The 18,787-nt window shown below is 45.8% G+C and carries 12 protein-coding genes; 7 read left to right on the top strand and 5 right to left on the bottom strand.

Features of this window, described 5'->3' with window-relative positions; translation table 11 throughout:
* The first annotated feature begins 112 nt into the window (after positions 1 to 112).
* A complete protein-coding gene (locus SIO70_RS12540; protein ID WP_320581196.1) occupies positions 113 to 2,887 on the top strand; it encodes a TonB-dependent receptor domain-containing protein in 2,775 nt (924 codons plus the stop codon).
* A gap of 66 nt (positions 2,888 to 2,953) precedes the next feature.
* Here SIO70_RS12540 and pyk read toward each other — a convergent pair whose 3' ends face one another.
* Both pyk and pfkA read right to left on the bottom strand, forming a co-directional pair.
* The gene (pyk, locus tag SIO70_RS12545; RefSeq protein WP_320581197.1) at positions 2,954 to 4,393 is read right to left on the bottom strand and encodes a pyruvate kinase; all 1,440 of its coding nucleotides are present in this window, start codon (positions 4,391 to 4,393) and stop codon (positions 2,954 to 2,956) included.
* 10 nt (positions 4,394 to 4,403) lie between these two features.
* Positions 4,404 to 5,384, bottom strand: coding sequence for a 6-phosphofructokinase (pfkA, locus tag SIO70_RS12550; RefSeq protein WP_083720367.1), 981 nt, complete (start codon positions 5,382 to 5,384; stop codon positions 4,404 to 4,406).
* A 325-nt stretch (positions 5,385 to 5,709) separates the two neighbouring features.
* Here pfkA and SIO70_RS12555 point away from each other — a divergent pair, with 325 nt between their 5' ends.
* Together SIO70_RS12555 and SIO70_RS12560 are read left to right on the top strand one after the other, a co-directional pair.
* Positions 5,710 to 7,854, top strand: a complete 2,145-nt coding sequence (locus SIO70_RS12555; RefSeq protein ID WP_320581198.1) for a prolyl oligopeptidase family serine peptidase — start codon at positions 5,710 to 5,712, stop codon at positions 7,852 to 7,854.
* Positions 7,855 to 7,955: 101 nt separating this feature from the next.
* A complete protein-coding gene (locus tag SIO70_RS12560; RefSeq protein WP_320581199.1) occupies positions 7,956 to 8,849 on the top strand; it encodes an SDR family oxidoreductase in 894 nt (297 codons plus the stop codon).
* A 4-nt stretch (positions 8,850 to 8,853) separates the two neighbouring features.
* Here SIO70_RS12560 and SIO70_RS12565 read toward each other — a convergent pair whose 3' ends face one another.
* The 3 genes from SIO70_RS12565 to SIO70_RS12575 form a co-directional block, all read right to left on the bottom strand.
* Positions 8,854 to 9,855, bottom strand: coding sequence for a hypothetical protein (locus SIO70_RS12565; RefSeq protein ID WP_320581200.1), 1,002 nt, complete (start codon positions 9,853 to 9,855; stop codon positions 8,854 to 8,856).
* A gap of 111 nt (positions 9,856 to 9,966) precedes the next feature.
* On the bottom strand, positions 9,967 to 11,601 hold the full coding sequence (locus SIO70_RS12570; protein WP_320581201.1) for a hypothetical protein: 1,635 nt from the start codon (positions 11,599 to 11,601) through the stop codon (positions 9,967 to 9,969).
* A gap of 20 nt (positions 11,602 to 11,621) precedes the next feature.
* On the bottom strand, positions 11,622 to 14,693 hold the full coding sequence (locus tag SIO70_RS12575; RefSeq protein ID WP_320581202.1) for a tetratricopeptide repeat protein: 3,072 nt from the start codon (positions 14,691 to 14,693) through the stop codon (positions 11,622 to 11,624).
* 366 nt (positions 14,694 to 15,059) lie between these two features.
* On the opposite strand from SIO70_RS12575, the gene SIO70_RS12580 reads away from it, so the two are divergent.
* The 4 genes from SIO70_RS12580 (at position 15,060) to SIO70_RS12595 (ending at position 18,678) form a co-directional block, all read left to right on the top strand.
* Positions 15,060 to 15,470, top strand: a complete 411-nt coding sequence (locus tag SIO70_RS12580) for a DoxX family protein (protein ID WP_320581203.1) — start codon at positions 15,060 to 15,062, stop codon at positions 15,468 to 15,470.
* Positions 15,471 to 15,501: 31 nt separating this feature from the next.
* Positions 15,502 to 15,912 (top strand): acyl-CoA thioesterase, encoded by a 411-nt coding sequence (locus SIO70_RS12585; RefSeq protein WP_083720362.1) that lies wholly within the window; start codon positions 15,502 to 15,504, stop codon positions 15,910 to 15,912.
* 20 nt (positions 15,913 to 15,932) lie between these two features.
* A complete protein-coding gene (locus SIO70_RS12590; RefSeq protein ID WP_320581204.1) occupies positions 15,933 to 17,183 on the top strand; it encodes a CinA family nicotinamide mononucleotide deamidase-related protein in 1,251 nt (416 codons plus the stop codon).
* A 100-nt stretch (positions 17,184 to 17,283) separates the two neighbouring features.
* Positions 17,284 to 18,678 (top strand): dihydrolipoamide acetyltransferase family protein, encoded by a 1,395-nt coding sequence (locus SIO70_RS12595; protein ID WP_320581205.1) that lies wholly within the window; start codon positions 17,284 to 17,286, stop codon positions 18,676 to 18,678.
* The last annotated feature ends 109 nt before the right edge of the window (positions 18,679 to 18,787 follow it).

Genomic DNA, 18,787 nt, shown 5'->3' on the forward strand with positions numbered 1-18,787 from the left:
TATAAGTCGATTGACTAAAGCGATTGGTACTCAAAAATACTCATAATTATGTGAGTAGTAATAGTATGCGACAAATTGGGTATATTTAAATTAATCACCCAAACCTGTAAATATGTCAACCAAGATCGTGTACTGTATGGCAATACTATGCCTTTGCCTGACTGTAGCCAGCGCCCAACAGAAAATAACCGGAAAAGTAACAGATGCCACAACCGGTGCCCCACTAGAAGGAATCACCGTAAGGGTCAGACTCAGTAACTCCGGCAGTTTAACCAACAAGTCCGGTGAATACACCATCGAGGCCAAAGCCAATGATGTACTGGAAGTAAGTGCCATCGGTTTCACCCCACAGGCCCTTTCCGTCAATGGGCGCTCTGTGATCGATGTAAAACTGGTCTCCGCCGTCTCGGAGCTCAACCAGATCGTACTCGTAGGTAGCCGGGGTACGGGGCGTGCCAGAACGGAAACGCCTGTTCCCGTCGATGTCATACCCATTGCCCAGGCATCCCAGTCTACTGCCAAAACAGATCTCACCGCCGTCCTGAACATGGCCGCTCCCTCCCTGAACTACAACAAACAAAGTGGGAGTGATGGTGCTGATATGATCGACCTCGCCACCCTCAGGGGCCTTGGACCTGATCAGACCTTAGTGCTTGTAAATGGTAAAAGACGTCACCAGACAGCCTTCGTAGCCGTATACGGTACCCGTGGCCGTGGTAATTCAGGCACTGACCTCAATGCCATCCCCGAAGCTGCCATCGACAGGGTCGAAATTCTTCGCGACGGTGCCTCTGCCCAATATGGCTCCGATGCCATTGCAGGGGTGATCAACCTCATCCTCAAAAAAGATGTGAACCACCTCAATGTGACCGCAGGTTATGCCGGTTATTATGACCATAAGTACAATACCTGGTTTGGCCGTAAACAATCCCAATACCAGTACGGTGTACCCATCGATGGGAATACCGGTACCCTGGGCCTCAGCTATGGCCTTCCTTTGGATAAAAACGGCGGGTTTCTCAACTTTTCGGGCAACTTCCTCATCCAGGGTAAAACCTACAGGCAGAACCTCGATACGAACCTGAGTCACAAAGATGGGCTGCCTGTGAACAGTGTGAGAAGAGGTGCCGGCGATGGCTCCCGTGTAAATGGAGGTGGCATGATCAACCTGGAAGTGCCTTTTGGTACAGGCAATACCACCCTCTATGCATTTGGTGGATATAACTATAAGAGCTCCGATGCATTTGCCTATTCCCGTTCTTTCAGCGGGCATCCGGATCGTTTTCCTACTGATGATAACGGGAACCTGATCTTCCATAAAGACATTATGTATGCCGTACCGGGCGACACCATTTTCGATCCCCACATCCAGACCCATGTCAGTGACATCTCTGCTGCTGTAGGAGTAAAAGGTGAATTTGGAGAAGGCTGGACCTGGGATGTGAGCAATACCCTGGGCAGAAACAATTTCCACTTCTATGGAGATAAAACTTTCAATGCTTCTTTGGGTGCAAACTCTCCTACCCACTTTGACGATGGAGGGTTCTCCTTTTTACAGAACACCTCGAATGTAACTTTCACCAAAGCGGTCTCAAATTTGAACCTCGCATTTGGTGCAGAATACCGTTACGAAAGGTATAGCATCTACGCAGGCGAAGAAGCCTCTTACACCAATTACGATCCCACTTTTTATAAAGCCACCGGTTCCCAGGGTTTCCCTGGCTATCGCCCCAGCGATGAGGTAGTGGCCAATCGTAGCAATATCGCTGCCTATGTAGATGCAGAACTGGATGTGACCAGTAAATGGCTGGTAGGCGCCGCCATCAGGGCAGAAAATTATTCTGACTTCGGCTTCACCGCCAATTACAAACTGGCTACCCGTTACAAAATCACGAACGATTTCAACATCCGTGCATCAGTTAGTACTGGTTTCAGAGCGCCTTCCTTACAGCAAATCAACTACAGTTCCCAATACACCAACGTACAGGGTGGCACGATCACCGAAGTGAAGATCGCACCTAACTACAACGCGATTACAAGAGCTGCAGGCATCCCTGATCTGAAACAGGAAAAGTCCATCAACGCCAGTCTTGGGTTCACCTGGAAACCATTGCCAATACTGACCGTAACCCTGGATGGATACTATGTAAAAGTAAAAGACCGTATCGTTCTCTCCGGTCAGTTCAGCGCCAGCGATACCACGCTGGATGCAGCAGTATACAATACGCTAAACGAATTACACATCGACAACGCACAGTTCTTTGCAAATGCGGTGAACACTTCCAACTATGGGGTAGACCTTGTCGTTGATTATAATAAACGCTGGAGCAATCATCATTTCCGTGGATTATTCACAGGCAATGTCCAGCACATGACCATCGACAATATCAATGTACCTGCCAAATTAAATGACACGTATGTACACCGTCAATCCTTCTTCAGCGACCGTGAGCAACGCTTTGTAAAAGCTTCTGCACCACCGGTGAAAATGGGTCTGAACCTGGAATATGGTGTTAATAAAATCAGCTTTGGTTCACACCTCACTTATTATGGCAAGGTAGAACTGTATGGTTACGGTTATTCCGGCGACCTGGCTGGTACAGGTATCAACCCGATCGTAGAACTGGATGAAGGTGGCAAGACAGTGCCTGAATTATTTGTGTACAGGGGAAAGGTAGTGACGGATGTATATGCAGGTTATAAATTCAACAGGCATATCAACTGGTTTGTAGGTGTGGATAACGTATTTAATGTACATCCTGATTTAGGCTATGTGAAAGGGGCGAAGCTGTCAGCTTTTGATGGCGAAGCAGGTGGTGCCTGGGATCCGGTGCAGATGGGTGTGAATGGTATGCGTTTATTTACTAGAATTGTATTGGATTTTTAAAATAAAATCTCCCTAAAACAGGAACGGCTCCCGAAGGGAGCCGTTCCTGTTTTTATACAAAATAGCTTATTGTACTTTGGATACTTTAATAGTATTTGTAGGTAAATGTTCTGCTACAGGCGTAGAACCGGTATTTACCACAATATCATCAGTTTTCAGATACCCTTTATCTTTCAGGATGCTGATCTGGTCATTGATAATGTTATCCAGACCAATTTCTTCCTTATAATAGAAGGCGCGTACACCCCAGCTAAGGCTCAGCTGATTCACTAAAGATTTCTCTTTAGTAAATACGAACAGTGGAGAGCGTGGACGGTAGCTGCTCAGCATAAAGCCGGTGTAACCACTCTGGGTCATACCAACCAGTGCATTAGCTTCCAGGTCTTCAGCCATTTTACATGCATTGTAACACAGTGCATCGCTGATGAAGGTAGGAGAATGACGGTGAGGGATCAGGTTACGGTTGTAGATGATTTCTTCTTTTTCTACTTCACCGATGATTTTACGCATAGTCTGGATTACCAGTTCAGGGAACTGACCAGTTGCCGTTTCACCACTCAGCATTACGGCATCAGCACCTTCCAGTACTGCGTTAGCTACGTCAGTGATTTCGCTACGGTTAGGGCGGGTACGGTCGATCATGGATTCCATCATCTGGGTAGCCACGATTACCGGCTTAGCACGATGAATACATTTACGGATAATATCTTTCTGGATCATTGGGATCTGCTCAACAGGCAGTTCCACACCCAGGTCACCACGGGCGATCATTACGCCGTCGCTTTCCCAGATGATCTCTTTCAGATTTGCGATAGCCTCAGGCTTTTCGATCTTAGAGATAACCTTGATCTTGGAGTTACGTTCTTTCAGACGTTTGCGGATCAGTTGCAGGTCAGCAGCATCTCTTACAAATGACAGGGCAACCCAGTCACAGTCGTGGTCGATGATGAATTCCAGATCTTCCACATCTTTAGGAGTCAGTGCTGGCAGAGATACTTTGGTATCTGGCAGGTTGAAACCTTTCTTGGAAGACAGAACGCCTGGCAGGGTAACTTCAGCTTTGATTTCACCTGCAGCAGTGATTTCTTTTACTACAGTTTCGATCTTACCGTCATCCAGCAGGATTTTCTGGCCTGGTTTTACATCTTTATGCAGGTCTGCATAAGATACGTATATTCTTTCAGCGGTACCAACTACCTTCTCGTTTACGAAAGTCAGGATCATACCCGGAGTCAGTGGCAGTGCATTGTTAGCGATTTCACCTACACGCAGTTTAGGACCTTGCAAGTCAGCCAGGATGGCAACATTGAAAGATTCAACTTCGTTAATCTGGCGAATGTAACCAATGATGCGCAGCTTGTCCTCGTGAGAGCCATGTGAAAAGTTCAGACGGAACACGTTTACGCCAGCCTTTACCAGTGCCAGTAATTTTTCGTAAGTGTCGCATGCCGGTCCTACTGTGGCAACTATCTTCGTTTTGTGTTTAGATATATCTTGTGTACTCATAGCTCTTATTTTAACTCGCAAGTATTTTTACAATTTTAAACCATTCCGGATCGATATGCTCTTTGGCTTTGATGGCCTGTTCCAGAGGTGTATATTGGATTTTGTTGTTTACAATTCCTACCATAACATTGGAAGTGCCATTCAACAGCGCCTCAACAGCTGCATAACCCATACGGCTGGCCAGGATACGGTCCTGGCAGGTTGGGCTACCACCACGTTGTATATGTCCGAGGATGGTTACGCGGGTATCCAGTTGAGGACATTGCTCCTTAATCTGGCGTGCTACCGCTTCTGCACCACCAGCAGCAGAACCTTCTGCTACTACGATGATGTTAACTAATTTCTTGCGGCGTTCGTTAGCCTGCAGTTCCAAGATAATGTCCTGTACATCAATAATGTGCTCAGGAGTCATAATGTGCTCAGCACCAGTGGAAATACCACTGTGAAGGGCAATATAACCAGCATCGCGCCCCATCACTTCTATGATAAATAAACGGTCGTGCGCATCTGCTGTATCACGGATTTTATCAATCGCATCTACCGCAGTATTCACAGCTGTATCAAATCCGATGGTAAAATCAGAACCGGCAATGTCTTTGTCAATTGTGCCTGGCAGGCCAATGCATGGAATGTCAAATTCCTGGCTCAACTTGTACGCACCATTGAAAGAACCATCGCCACCGATCACTACTATTCCGTCGATGTTGTGTTTCTTTAAATTTTCGTATGCCTTTTTACGGCCTTCGGCTTCGTAAAACTCTTTACAACGGGCCGTTTTTAGGATTGTACCACCGCGTTGTATAATGTTGGCAACAGATTTAGACTCCAAAGGAAAGATTTCGTTCTTCAACATTCCCCTGTAACCATACATGACACCAAAAACATTCAGCTGATTGTAAATTCCCGTTCTTACAACCGCACGAACGGCAGCATTCATGCCCGGCGCGTCTCCGCCTGATGTAAGGACCGCAATGTTGTTAACTTTTTTCATAGTTATGTTATATTTCCCTCTCTACGTTGTTTTATGTGGGAATTCCCGACGTTGAACCTGTTCTCGCCCAGTTTATACCCCAAATGTGTCATAGTGGTATATCCCGAATATTCTAACAATCTCTTTCCGCAAGTCCTCTTCTTTTCCTGATTATCACATTCCTTATGGTTAAATTGCCGGAAAAATATTTAATTGGCGCACAAAAATAACATTTTGGATATTCTTTCTAATAGTATTCTGATGAATTAAAGAAAATTTTCAATTTCAGTTAACCAATAGAGTATTTTTTTAAAAAAATATACATATGTATAATTTAAATGCAATAATGCAACGTCTACCTGCTTTTATTTTCACTTTTATTAATTCCTCATTGCTGCTTACGACTATGACAACAGCTCAAGCCCAATCTCAACAGCCAGGCCTCGTTTATCCGCAAACCCGGAAGACCGAAGTGACAGATAACTACCATGGTACCACTATTGCCGACCCATACCGCTGGCTCGAGGACGATAACAGCCCGGAAACCAAAGCATGGGTGAAAGAACAAAACGCAGTCACCCAGGATTATCTTGCAAAGATACCTTTCCGCGACGCTATAAAAAATCGTCTGGAAGTGTTATGGAATTATCCAAAAACTGGTGCACCGGATCATAGAGGTAACTATTTGTACTTCTATAAAAATGATGGTTTACAGAACCAGTCTGTACTTTACAGGCAGTCTACCACCCCGGGCGCTACTCCCGAAGTCTTCATCGACCCGAATAAACTCTCCGCCGATGGTACAACAGCTTTAGGCACCGTACAGTTTTCCAAAGATGGAAAATATGCCGCCTATTTAATTGCAAAGGCTGGTTCTGACTGGCAACAGGCCCATATTATGGACGTAGCTACCAAAACTTTGCTCCCGGATAGCCTGAACTGGCTCAAGTTCAGTGGTCTTTCATGGAGAGGAGATGGTTTTTACTATAGCCGCTATGACGAACCTACCGAATCCAGCAAACTCTCCAAAAAGAACGAATTCCATAAAGTTTACTATCACAAGGTAGGCACTTCTCAGGATAAGGATGTACTGATCCACGCTGATTCAGATCACCCACTTCGCAATTTTCAGGCAACTGTTACCGAAGATGAGCGATTCGTGCTCCTAAACGCGTCAGAAGGGACTTCCGGCAATGAGATATGGTTCTGGGACATGAAAAATCCTGACCAAAAGACGTTCAAATTATTGATCAAAGGCTTCGATCATGAGCCAAATGTAATAGACAATGACGGCGATAAGCTATTTGTGATCACTAACGAGGGCGCACCTAATTATAAAGTAGAGCTGATCGATACCAAAAATCCAGAGGGTCCCCGTACACTGATCATTCCTGAACGCAAGGAAACCCTCATGCATGTGGGTACCGGTGGTGGAAAACTCTTTGCTACCTACCTGCAGGATGCTGCCAACCGTGTATACCAGTTAAACTATGCCGGTCACCTGGAAAGGGAGATCAAACTCCCGGGTATAGGTACCGCAGGTGGATTCGGTGGTAAAAAAGAAGACAAGGAATTCTATTACACCTTTAATTCATATGTGACACCGGCTCTGGTATATAAATATGATATAGCTTCCGGTAAGTCTACGACCTATTTCAAACCTGAACTGAAATTCGATCCTTCCCAATATGAAACCAAACAGGTATTCTTTAATAGTAAAGATGGTACTCGTATCCCTATGTTCCTTTCCTATAAGAAGGGGATCAAACTGGATGGGAACAATCCTGTATTGCTGTATGGTTATGGTGGTTTCAATATCCCGGTCACCCCGGGTTTCAGCGTATCTAATCTGTTCTTTATGGAGCAGGGTGGTATCTATGCACAGGTAACCCTGCGTGGTGGTGCGGAGTACGGCGAGGAGTGGCACAAAGCAGGTATGTTCGAAAAGAAGCAGAATGTATTTGACGATTTTATCGGGGCTGCAGAGTTCCTGATCAAAGAAAAATATACCAATACCTCCAAACTGGCGGTACATGGCCGTTCAAATGGTGGATTGCTGATTGGTGCGGTGATGACACAACGCCCGGATCTGTTCAAGGTAGCCATACCTACAGTAGGAGTGCTGGATATGTTGCGTTACCAGCACTTTACCATCGGATGGGCATGGGGTGTGGAGTATGGCACCAGCGATAAGGAAGACCAGTTTAAATACCTGATCAAATACTCACCACTGCACAACCTGAAACCAGGTACGTCTTACCCTGCTACCATGGTAACTACAGGGGATCATGACGACAGGGTAGTGCCTGCACACTCATTCAAATTCGCTGCTACGCTACAGGCGGACAATGCAGGGCCTAACCCAACGCTTATACGTATAGACACGCAGGCAGGCCATGGAGCTGGTAAGCCAACAGGCAAGCTGATAGAGGAATCTGCGGATATATGGGCTTTTATAATGTATAATCTGGGAATGCATTTTAAGAATTAAAGGAAGGCCTGGGCCTCTTTCATAAAACGCTGATGTCTCTGACATCAGCGTTTTTTTTTAACCAAACTCTTTTCTTCGTAATTTTAGAAAAAGGCATAAATATGAAGGTATTAATCACAGGCAGTAACGGATTATTGGGCCAGCACCTCATCCCCCTCTTTTTACAGGATTCCCGCTACGAAGTCATCGCCACCGGAAGGGGCGCTAACCGTCTCCCTAAACAGGAAGGTTACCTTTACGAGCCGGTTAACCTGAGAGAGTCCTCCAGTGTTAATCAGTTACTACAGAAGCATCAGCCAGATATCGTTATCCACGCGGCTGCCATGACCCAGGTAGACGATTGCGAAAGAAACAAAGATGCCTGTTGGGACTGTAATGTTAACGCTACCCGCTACCTCATCCAGGCTGCAGAAAAAACCAAAAGCTTTTTCATTTTTCTCTCCACTGACTTTGTATTTGATGGCCTACAAGGCCCTTATGCAGAAGAAGATGCCGTGAACCCCCTCAGTTACTATGGCGCTACCAAAGTAGCCGCAGAAAGGCTTGTCCATAATAGTCATCTGGAATGGTCTATTGTACGTACAGTATTGGTATACGGTGTAGCCGCAGATCCTAAGCGTAGTAACATAATTACCTGGGTAAAAGCGAATCTGGAACAGGGAAAGAAATTGAAAGTGGTAGATGACCAATGGCGTACACCTACACTGGTACAGGATCTGGCAGCTGGTTGCAAACTGGTAGCCGATAAAAAGGCAGGTGGTATTTTCCACATCTCTGGTGGTGAAACACTCACTCCTTACCAAATGGCTGTGCAAACAGCAGGTTACTTCCAGTTAAACTCACAATTGTTGGAAAAAGTAGATGCCAAAACCTTTACACAGCCAGCTAAGCGCCCTGCCAAGACAGGTTTCGTGATTGATAAGGCCGTACAGGAATTGGGCTATCACCCACACAGTTTTGAAGAGGGATTACAGATAGTAGCAAAAGAGATATAAAGTCCTAATAAACAATAGGACGTTTAGGTACCCCAAAGAATTTCTGGATAGAATCTTTTGACTTCGTTGTATCAGCCAATGGGGTATTGAAAGGCACTAACAGTCTGTAAAAACTGGTATCATTGGAATCAGCTTGCAGCGTTACGTAACCCCGGTCGTTTTTATGATGAAAATTTAGCTTTTTGGTGGCCTTCTTGAGGTCGTGAAATTCTTCCACCACCACATAATATGTTTTATTGGTAGCCGTAGCAGATGCCGCTGCCTGTAGCTGACTGCTGTCTGTACGGGTAGTGGAATCCTGCACGAGTGTGGTATCTACTGTGACAGGAGCACTCCTGTCTGCAGAGATCACGGGCTCCTGGCTTTCCTGGGGTTGCTTTGCTATCAGCCACCATACCAGGCCTGCGGCCAGTACAACGGCTACAGGTATAGCCACCCACCACCAGCGGAAGGAAGATTGCGCCGGCTCCGGATAAGGAGGATAATCTGTATTTGCGGTATATCCCGGATTGGGCTTTGCATTTTCTGAAGAAGCAGATAAGTGGTTCACCACCTGGTTGTTCACAAACTCCTTGTCGCCGATCGTTACACGGTGACTCACGTCTGTCCTGATTACAGGTTGTACCATCAGGGTTTCCAGCTCTATCGGCAGGTATTCAGCTATAAAGATCACCTGCCCCGCCATATCGGCTTTCAGCTGTCCTACGCCCGGAATAGCGAAGGTCTGACCCGATTTGAGCATGGCCTGTACCTCTTCCACATATTTCTCCATCTTCATCCGGGCAATATTATTGACCAGATGCTCTCTCTGTGAAATCCATTTCACCAGTTGCTCTTCATCTCCCCAGGTATCCTCGAACCGGATCACCTCTTGCGGTGGTTCAAGTGTCTTGGTTGTCACATTATAACGTGCTGGAATATGTTGCACCGAAAAGATGCCTGTTTTGGGGAGAATACAAGGTTCCTTCCGGAACAAAGTGTCCTGTATGTATTGCTGTAGTACCAATTTTTATAAAAGATATTCCTTTGTAAAATGACTCTCTATCAATAAATATGCCTGTGTTTGCTATCCTTCCCGTGGGAGAAGGATAGCCTCACAGACTGCAATGGTACGATTTTAAAATTTAACCATTACACCACCTACTATGTTGAAACCGTAGGTGTTGTAACCATACCACCGCTGGTAGCGGGTATTGAACACATTATTGGCGTTCACCCACAGGTTGAAGTTCTTGCCTATGTCATAGCTGGCACCTGCATTCAGGTCCCAACCGCTTTTGGTCTTTTGGAAATCGCCGTTTGCCAGGTAATAGCTGCTGCCCAGGAAGAATGCATTTGCATTCAGGTGCAGTTTTCTGGCAAATGTATATTGAGCAAACGCTTCGGTCTGGAATGGCACCAGTCCCCATGGTTTCACCTCCGTCTTCTGTTTGGTATAATTGAACCAGTCTACAGTAAAACGCAGCTGGAACTTCTCTTCCTGGATATAACCTACTTCACCATGCAGGTTGAAAGCACGTAGTTCAGCTTCGTTCCTGGTGTAGAAAGTCTTACCATCCAGGCTGTCATTTACAAACAGTGGCATGTTGTACCAGGTCACTGCGGCAAACTTGGTGTTGTAGTTGAAGTGGCTGCCCAGGGTACCTTTGATACCTGTGTATTTCTCTTCCACACGGGTATTCAGGATACCGCTGCCATAGCTGGTGAAGAACGGATTCGTATTGGTCATATTGCGGTAGCTGTTCTTATTGATATAAGAAATCCAGCCACTGCTCAGGATCACTTTCTTGTAAATGATGTGTGACTCGTTCACGATGTCTGGCAACAGGTAAAACTTACTGTTAGTCCAGGTAGGGTTCACACCTGCATGCAATACAAACCTTGGTTTGATGATTTCCAGTGCAGGATGAATTGCTACAACATTGTTATTAAACTGTGCACTGTCTTTTGCTTTGAAAGAAGAGAGGTCAAACACACCTTCCACACGCAGGAAAATATCTTCGAACAGTTGTTTGCTCACGGGTGCTTTCAGTATCACAGTTGGCTCCTTGCGGTTGTAAGCATCGCTATAGTAAATGAACTTTGCAGAAGGCTGGAACATAAACGCCCAGTCATTCTGTGGCCTGTTCTTCACACCCACCTGTGCGGTGAACTGGTTGAAGGCCTGCTTTACATCGCTCTTGCTATAGTCGTAGGCCGCATGGTCATATCCATAATAATGTAACTGGTTGCGATCATAACCTACACTACCATTGATTTCGAGTAGGGGGGAGAAGTAAGTACCGGATGCCAGTACATTGAGTGTACTATAATCCTGGTTTTTGATACTCCCTTTGGAAGAAGTGTAGTTACCATAGATACCGAAATTGTACTTATCCTGTCTGCCACTACCAAAACCAGCCTGTATGAGTGGTGTGCTCAGGTTACCATAACCTGCTTTGATAAAGTTGTTCTGCAGGGTGGCCAGTGTATCCTTACCCAAAGCCAGTGGTTTCAGGGGTACTGGCTGATAAAGGAAGGAAAGGTTCAGCGCAGGTACCTGGTACTGATATTTAGGACGCGTGGTATCAGAAGCAGGCAGAGAGGCTGTCAGGTTCAGTTTAGCCGCATCCCGCAGTTTCGGGCGGTAATTTGAAATGATATCAATCGTTTCCTGTTTCAGGTTTTTGTCCTGGGCAATACCCTGCTGTGCCAGCATTACTGCGCCTGTAACTGTTAAAACCCGTTGAATATGTTTGATATATGAGTTCATGCTATGGTCGTAGTTCGTAATTATTTATTGGATTTGATCTTTGATGCGGCTTTTTCTTCAGCTTCAGTCTTCGCCAGTTTATCTTTTGCTTCCGCTTTCAGCTCAGCGATAGAGCTGTTTTCAGCAATACTCTGGTAAGTCGCCTTGGCATTGAAATAGTCTTTCTGACGGGCGTAGATATCACCTAGCAGGATGTAGGATTTTGCAACCCACATCTCATACCCCGGTGTATTTTTTATCACATCAAAGCCTGCTTTTTCAGCAGCAGGCAGGTCGTTTTTAGCCAACAGGCAAACCGCAATATTATATCTTGCTTCAGCGCCGGTTTCTGATTTTGTCAGACCAGCAGCTATTTTCAGTTCCTTCATCGCTTCGTCGTACTGACCTTGTTCCTGCTGAGATCTACCCAGGTAGAAGTGACCGATGATTTGGTCGTCTGTACTGATATTGGAGCTGGACAACAGTAATTCGCTGTAGTTACCTACTTCATCCCAGTGTTTCAGTTGGTAATTGGTGCGGATCAGGCCTCTTGTAGCAGTGAAGGTATTTTCCTTGCTGGTAGAGAGGTCTTGTAACTGCAGGTAGTAAGTACGTGATTTCTCATAATTTTTATTCTGGTAGTAGTTGATATTGGCAGCTTGCAGTGCAGCGCGTTCTGCATAGAGGCTGGCGTTTTTAGACAATACAAACTCATAACCAGGCAATGCACCAGTGTAATCTTTATTATTATAAGCGCATTCTGATTTGTAGAACTGAGCAGGCAGTATGAACTGACCGTCAGGAAAACGCTGGATGTAACTGTTGAACGCTGCTGTAGCACCTGTGCAATCGCCGGTGCTGAACTTAGCTTCAGCAGCAGCATAAGACAGGGAATCTTCTGCACTGGTAGATACAGAGTGACCGGTAGATTTCAGCAATGCTACGTAAGCATCGGTTTTACCCTGGCCTACATAGATGTCTTTGATGCTGGCCAGTGCGGTGTTTGCTTCAGGAGAGTTAGGGTACTTTTCTACCACCTGGCGGTAATAGGAGAGTGCCTTGGTCTCATCATCCCTGTTAAAGTAGCAGAGACCCAGTTTCAGCAATGCTCTTGGTGCATTCGGGCCGTTTGGCTGCTTGCTCAGCACATTCTCCAGGTAAGGAATGGCTTCAGTATATTTTTCTTCTGCCAGATAAGTATTGGCGATTTCCAGATCAGCGTCGTTACCAAAACCGGAGGTAGGATATTTATCGCCCAGTTGTTTCAGCAGGGCCACTTTTTCATTTGCGTTACCCTGAATACCGAGGATGATACTTTTCTGATAAGTAGCGTAGTCAGAACCAGGCTGGTTGCCGGCAATGATACGATCATACAGGGACAGTGCTTTGGAATAATCTTTCAGCATGTAGTAACAGTCTGCAGCACGAAGCGCAGCATCGTTGGTGATACGGGCAGCATTAGGTCCTGTGGTACGTTGCGCAGCTTCGAAGTGCTGAAGGGCGCGGGTATAATCTTCTTTTTTCAGGAGCGCATAACCCATGTTGTAGCTTGCAGTCTGCGGATTCGCTTCTCCAGAAGAAGGTGCATTGCTGGTCAGATAAGCATTCAGGTGAGTAATAGCACCATCGGTATTGTTCTGCCGCATGGCGATTTCTGCTTTCCAGAAGTGAGCCAGTTGAACGACATTATTATCGTAAGAATTCTTAATGGCAATGTCCAGCAGTTTGTCAGCATCCTGCAATTGCTGGTCGTTGATCAGTTCTACCGCACGGCCATAAGCGATTTTCTGATACGCTTTCAGCACAGTAGGGTTCTTGTCAGGGATCTGGTCAATGACCGCCATCGCATCCTTGTAGTTATTGGTGTTGAGGAATGCGCTGACCAGTACTTCTCTTGCTTCGTTTTTGTAAGCAGAATTCGGATATGTGCTCAGGAAGCTGGTGAGTTCAGAGATAGCGACGTCGCCATAACCGAGTTCGTAAGAGAGTTTACCGTAGTTGAAACGGGAAATCTCCTGCTGGCCAGGGTTAGCGCTGTTGCGGGCACAGAAGGCGAAGGCATTACGTGCGTTGGCTTTCTGACCTGTTTTCAGGTAACAGTCACCCAGCAGGTACATAGAGTTCTGACCCAGTGAGTCTTTTTCGCTGCTCAGTTGTTTGAAACCATTGATCGCTTTTGCGTAGTTACCTGTCTGGTAGTAACTGAAAGACAGCTGGTAGATATCTTCTTTACGTACTTCTTCTGCATTGTCCTGGTATTCCTGCAGGTAAGGCAGTGCTTTTGCATAGTTACCTTTTTCGAAGTAAGTCTGACCCAGTAACTGTTTCAGTTCCGCTTCGTAGTACTGACCACCTGCATTTACGAGTGGTTCAGCATAAGCGATCACCTGGTCAGGTTTACGCTGGAAGTAATAAATTTCGGCAATATAGTAAGGTACGACAGTGCTGTATTTTGGTTCTTTTACTACACGTTGGAAGCTGGTAAGTGCTTCAGCATACTGGTGATTGTAGTAGGCGATGAAACCGTAGTAGTAGTTAGCCGGAATGTAGTATTTACCAGGAAGCTCTTTAATCGACTGGAACAGTGGCTGTGCCTTTTTGAAGTCTTTCACATTAAAGTAGCAATAGGCGAGTTCGAACTTTGCTTCAGCTATTTCGTTGTTGGAGAGGTTCTCGATGTTTGCTTTTTCGTAGAGGGGAATGGCTTCCTTCAGTTTGTTCTGGTGAAAGTAGTATTTAGCCAGCTGATAGCTGACGAGTTGTTCCCTTGCATTGTTATTGTAGGTTGCAATGTATTCCAGGGCAGCTTTTTCAGCGTTGGCGTTGCCCAGTTTAAGGGCGCAGACGGTATAATAATATTGGGCGTCTGTTTTTACGAGGCTACGGCTGGTCTCCTGGAAGTAACCGATATTATCAAGTGTTTGCCTGAACAATTGCATGGCCACCGCATATTTTTCCTGTTGGAAAAGTTGTTGGGCGTCTTTGAAGACTTTATCCGGCTCCGTGTAGATGCGGGTTTGCTGGGCGTTGGCGACCGAAGTAGCCAGGATACAGCAGGTAGCCAGATAGAGAAACAAATGTCCGGGAACAAGAAACTTTTTTATGAATTGCATGCTTTTAACCTGTTATAAACTTTAATATGCGTTTTAAACGAATCCCTTACAGTTATTATTTTCTGTTAAGGATCAATAAATAATGCTTTCAGGGAAACTAAAACAGGGACAAATATAGTTATTGCTTTTAATTAATAAACTGCGTAAGCCTTGCAGATTACAACATGGAATGATGTGCTGCCAGATTCAAAGCCCTTCCCCCTTACACTCAACATCTTCTGCTGAAGGGAAATACAAATTTGATCTTCCCGATCTGTTCTTGTATTCCATATCTTCTGCCGAAGGCAGATGCAACTTCACCAATTTCATACACTATCAAAAAATCAAAGATTTATATTTGTGCAAAGATCAAACCATTTTTGACATATGAGCAAACTGTTTTCCTCCAAAGCATCCAATGGTGCTATCAATTTCTCTCTTTTGTTACTGCGCGTGGGCTTTGGCGCCCTGTTGCTGTGGAATCATGGGCTCTCTAAATTAAAAGGATTTTCGGGGATGAAGGATACATTTCCTGATCCATTGCATATAGGTCACGCTATTTCCCTGGGCTTAGCAGTATTTGCAGAGGTGTTCTGTGCAGGACTGGTAGTAATAGGTCTTCTTACCCGCTTAGCTACTGTGCCTGTGATAGTTACGATGGGTGTGGCATTGTTTATGATCCATGGTCATCAGTCACTGAAAGAGCAGGAATCAGCTATATTGTACCTTGTTCCTTTCCTGGTGATCCTGTTCAGTGGTCCGGGAAAGTTCAGCCTGGACAATGCAATTGGTAAATAAGTGCTGTAAATGAGAAAGTTAAAGAAAAGATATGTTTATAGAGACGACGCAAATCAGGGTACGATATGGAGAGACAGACCAGATGGGGTACCTTTATTACGGGAATTATGGCTTATATTATGAAGTAGGACGTGCAGAAGCCATTCGTAAACTGGGCTTTACATACGCCCAGCTGGAAAAAGAAGGCGTAATCATGCCAGTGGCAGAGCTGAATGTAAAGTACATACGGCCGGCATACTATGATGACCTGATAACCGTGAAGACTATACTGAAGGAGATGCCCGTAGATCACAAGATCCGGTTCCATTCAGAATTGTACAACGAAAAGGGCGAGTTGCTGAATGTAGGGGTGACCACACTCGTATTTTTACATGCAGACACCAAAACGAAATATGGCCTGCCTCCGGTAATGCGGGAGGCTTTAGCGCCTTTTTTTGAATAGCCTGTAATAATAACAATACTATGGAAGGGCAAAAGGTAGTAGCCAGTATCATCACTATTGGCGATGAATTACTGATCGGACAGACGATAGATACGAATTCGGCGTGGATGGCGCAGCAACTCAATGCCATGGGTATATGGGTGCACCGCCGGGTGGCGATTGGCGATGTGAAGGAAGCCATCGTAAAGGCATTGGACGACGAGAGCGCGCTGTCGCCCATCGTATTGATCACGGGAGGCCTGGGCCCCACCGCAGATGATATCACCAAACCTACGCTGGCAGCATATTTTGGTGGAACAATGGTGAGGGATGAAGCCACTTTTAAACAGGTGATGGAGTTCTTCGAAAGCCGTGGACTGCCTCCATTACAACGTAATATGGACCAGGCACTGGTGCCGGATGTATGTACTGTATTGCATAATAAGCGGGGAACCGCACCGGGTATGTGGTTTGAGAAGGATGGAAAAGTGTTCGTATCCATGCCGGGTGTTCCATTTGAGATGAAAGGTCTGATGGAAGATCATGTGTTGCCACGATTAAAAGAATATTTTCAGACACCGGTGGTCGTGCACCAGACACTGATCATAGCTGGAATGGGAGAGTCTTTTGTAGCCGAGCGTTTGGTGGATTTCGAAGCACAGTTGCCTGCTAATATCAAACTGGCGTACCTGCCTTCGTATGGCACCATCAAATTGCGGCTTACGGCACATGGACAAGATAAATTATCGACAGCGGCTTCATTGTCAATGCAGTTTCACCAGCTGAAAGATATTTTGTCAGACATCGTGGTGACAGACCAGGATCAACCGATGGCAGAGGTGATTGGTCAGTTGCTCAAGGAAAAAGGTAAAACCGTGGGTACGGCTGAAAGCTGTACTGGTGGCTTTATAGCACATAGTATAACACTGGTGCCGGGTAGTTCCGCATGGTACAAAGGGAGTGTGATCAGCTATGCGAATGAAATCAAAACCCGTATACTGGGAGTAAAACCTGAAACACTGGCGGCAAATGGAGCGGTGAGTGAAGCAGTGGTGAAGGAGATGGTGCGTGGAGCGCTGGCGCATTTACAAACTGACTATGTGATAACCGTATCCGGCATCATGGGGCCTGATGGTGGTACGCCGGAGAAGCCTGTGGGTACGGTATGGGTAGGCGTAGGTAGTGCGCATGAAACTGTTGCTGTGAAGTTTCAGTTAAGATATGACCGGTATTTGAATATACAGATGACAGCGGCTTATGCAATGAATGAGCTGCGGAAGATCATTCAGTAAAATGATGTTCATCAGAAAGGCTGCATGCATCTTCCCCTTTCCTGATAATTAGTATTTAATTCATACTTTTGTTTTCTATCAAATAGTTAAACGCAATCTTATGGCCATTGTAGAACTGGTAATGCCCAAGATGGGAGAAAGTATAATGGAAGCCACCATATTACGCTGGCATAAAAAACCGGGAGATCAGGTAAAAGCTGATGAGACGATCCTGGAAATTGCCACTGATAAGGTAGACAGCGAAGTACCTTCTATCGCCGATGGCGAAATTACCGAGATACTCTACGCAGAAAATGATGTAGTTCCGGTAGGTGCTGTGATAGCACGTATCAACACGAATGTGGAAGCCGCAGCCACTGCGACCACTCCTGAAGCGCCTGTACAGCAACAGGCCGAAGTGGAGGTGGTAACGCCACAGGAGGAAGTACATGAGCCACAGTTTACAACTGCTGCTGGTCCTCGTTTTTATTCTCCGCTGGTGCTGACGATCGCACAGCAGGAAGGTATCGGTTTCGCCGAACTGGAGAAGATTCCGGGTACGGGCACTGAGGGTCGTGTGACTAAGAAAGATATACTCAACTACGTTGAATCCAAGGCGAAAGGTTTTGTGCCTACCGCTACGCCAATGCCGGCCAGGGCCGCAGAAGCGCCAGCAGAGGAACAAGCTCAGGCTCAACCTCAGCCACAAAAACAATCACAACCACCATCACAGGTACCCCAGGTACAGGTGCAGGTACAACCACAAACACAAGCTACTTCCAATGGTCACTCTGTATCTTACAATGGTACTGCAGAGATCATTGAAATGGATCGTATGCGTAAGCTGATCGCTGATCACATGGTGAGAAGCGTGCAGACCAGCCCGCACGTAACCAGCTTCGCAGAAGCAGATGTAACGAATATTGTTAGGTGGAGAGAGCAGGAGAAAAAGAACTTTGAAAAGAGAGAAGGAGAGAAGATCACTTTCACACCGCTTTTCATAGAAGCATTGGTTAAATGTATCAAACGCTTCCCATTATTAAATAGCTCTCTCGAAGGTGATAAGATCATTATCAAGAAAGATATCAATGTGGGTATGGCGGCAGCACTGCCTTCCGGTAACCTGATTGTACCGGTGATCCGCAATGCGGACCAACTGAACCTGGTGGGATTAACCAGGCAGGTAAACCAGCTGGCAAACGCTGCACGTAATAATAAATTAAAGCCGGATGATACCCAGAATGGTACCATCACCCTCACGAATGTGGGGAATTTTGGTAGCCTGGCGGGCACACCTATTATTAATCAGCCGCAGGTAGCGATACTAGCGGTGGGTACGATAAAGAAACGTCCGGTGGTGATAGAGACGGAGCATGGTGATACGATTGCGATCCGTCATATGATGTATCTGTCAATGTCTTATGATCATAGAATTATTGATGGGGCATTGGGTTCTACCTTCTTAAGTGCGGTAGTGCATGAGTTAGAGCATTTCGATACGCATCGGGAATATTAATGGGCTTTGCCTCGGCTTCAATTGCCCGCTGATGGCGAACCTTTTTAGCGAAGAGCGCTTTCACCTTGTGGTGGGAGCGCTTTTTTTTGTTGGCATCAGGGCACAAAAA

Origin of the sequence: Chitinophaga sancti (assembly GCF_034087045.1) — a bacterium.
GTDB classification, from domain to species: Bacteria; Bacteroidota; Bacteroidia; order Chitinophagales; family Chitinophagaceae; genus Chitinophaga; species Chitinophaga sancti_B.